The sequence below is a fragment of the Cupriavidus sp. HMR-1 genome (genome assembly GCF_000319775.1).
Taxonomy (GTDB): Bacteria; Pseudomonadota; Gammaproteobacteria; order Burkholderiales; family Burkholderiaceae; genus Cupriavidus; species Cupriavidus metallidurans.
Genome location: NZ_ANKP01000208.1, coordinates 1 through 2118, shown reverse-complemented (window position 1 = coordinate 2118; position 2118 = coordinate 1). Strand labels below are relative to the sequence as shown.

The window sequence follows — 2118 nt, the reverse complement described above, 5'->3', positions numbered from 1 at the left end:
CGCCCGGGCAGGGCGAGGGCGATCCGCGCACGCAGGGTTTGCTCGGCGCGTTGCGTCGCACGGCGTGGCGTCGAGCACGCTTCACCCGGCTCCCCACCGGCGCTGGCGAGGCCGCCATTCTACCCGAGCGAGGCTGGCACCGGGCGTTTCAGACATCCCGCCGGCACCAGTCGCACGGGGTGTTCGTCTACGCCAGCACGACCGGTGTCTACGGTGATCGCGGCGGCGCCCGCGTGCGGGAATTCGATGCGGTGCGCCCCCAGACCGCGCGTGCGCGCCGTCGGGTCGCCGCGGAGGCGGCAGTGCGGCGTTTCGGCCGCGACGCCGGCTGGCGTGCCGGTATCGTCCGGATTCCGGGCATTTATGCCGAGGATCGCCTGCCAATCGCGCGTCTGAACAAGCGCACGCCGGCGCTGGCGTCGCAGGATGACGTCTACACGAGCCACATCCATGCCGACGACCTGGCGCGCACGATGATTGCGGCGATGTGGCGTGGCCGCCCGCAGCGCGTGGTCCACGCCAGCGATGACACGGAATTGCGCATGGCCGATTACTTCGACCTCGTGGCAGACCGCAAGGGCCTGCCGCGCCCGCCGCGCATCACGCGGCAGCAGGCGCGCGAGATGATCGAGCCGACGTTGCTGAGCTTCATGAGCGAGTCGCGCCGGATCGACAATCGCCGACTCAAGCGTGAGCTGCGACTGCGGCTGCGATACCCCACCGTCGCGTCGTTCTTCGACCGCTGAACATACCTGCTCCCGCCATCTCGCGGTGGCACGCCGATTGCGTATGCCTTTGTCATCGCTTGTTGTATATACAGCAATGGTGCGGCGTGCCATCCCAGTGGCTTCGGATGTGACCGGCAACGGTGCGCCGCAGCATCCCGGCGCACCGCTATTGCGCATATTTATTGGTATTCCGGCAATCTGATGCGTGCCTGATCTCAGGTAAACCCCGGGTTTGACTTGTATATACAGCGTTGCTAAATTGCCCGTCACGGCGGCAGCGCAGTCAGCGCCGCCCGATCCGGGAGACGGGTCCTGCCCCCACATCTGACGACCATTGGAGCCGACGCATGTCGCTGCAACGCCACGCAGTCACCGCCATTCTTGCCCTCGCGGCTTCCGCCGCCGCCACCGCACATGCGGATAACACGCCGGTTGCGCTCGGCATGAGTGGATGGACCGGCTTTGCGCCGCTGACACTGGCCGACAAGGCCGGCATCTTCAAGAAGCATGGCGTTGACGTGGACATCAAGATGATTCCGCAGAAGGACCGCCACCTTGCGCTGGCGTCGGGCGCGATCCAGTGCGCGGCGACTACGGTGGAAACGCATGTGGCGTGGAATGCCAACGGGGTGCCGATCACGCAGATCGTGCAGCTCGACAAATCCTATGGCGCGGACGGCCTAGCCGTGCGCGGCGACGTCAAGAGCTTCGCGGACCTGAAGGGCAAGACCATCGGCGTCGATGCGCCGGGCACCGCGCCGTATTTCGGCCTGGCCTGGATGCTCAAGAAGAACGGCATGACGCTGAAGGACGTCAAGGTGACCACGCTGTCGCCACAGGCTGCCGCCCAGGCATTCGTGGCCGGCCAGAACGACGGCGCGATGACGTACGAGCCGTACCTGTCGACGGTGCGCGCGAACCCGGACAAGGGCAAGATCCTGGCCACCACGCTCGACTACCCGATGGTGACCGATACGCTCGGCTGCGCGCCGAAGTGGCTCAAGGACAATCCCAAGGCCGCGCAGGCGCTGGTGGACAGCTATTTCGAAGCGCTCGAAATGATCCGCAAGGAGCCGGACAAGGCCAACGAGATCATGGGCGCGGCGGTCAAGCAGACCGGCGAGCAGTTCGCGAAATCCTCGGCGTACCTGCGCTGGCAGGACAAGGATGCCAACCGCAAGTTCTTCAGTGGTGAGCTGGCCAGCTTCAGCAAGGAGGCCGCCGGCGTGCTGATGGACATCGGCGTGATTCGCCAGGTGCCGGATGTGACGGCGATCTATGACGCACGCTTCCTCAAGTAAGACGGAGTCCCCGGCCATGTCGCAAGCCTCCACGCCAACCACCGCGGCCGCTGCCCGCGTGCCCGCGCCGATCGAGGCGCAGGGCGCGC

At 66.3% G+C, this 2118-nt stretch carries 2 protein-coding genes; both read left to right on the top strand.

What is annotated here, in order from left to right:
• Nucleotides 1-746, top strand: a 746-nt coding sequence (locus D769_RS20355) for a sugar nucleotide-binding protein (RefSeq protein ID WP_008648959.1), incomplete at its 5' end; no start/stop codon positions are given.
• A 329-nt stretch (nt 747-1075) separates the two neighbouring features.
• A complete protein-coding gene (locus D769_RS20350) occupies nt 1076-2029 on the top strand; it encodes an ABC transporter substrate-binding protein (protein WP_008648957.1) in 954 nt (317 codons plus the stop codon).
• Nucleotides 2030-2118: the final 89 nt, after the last annotated feature.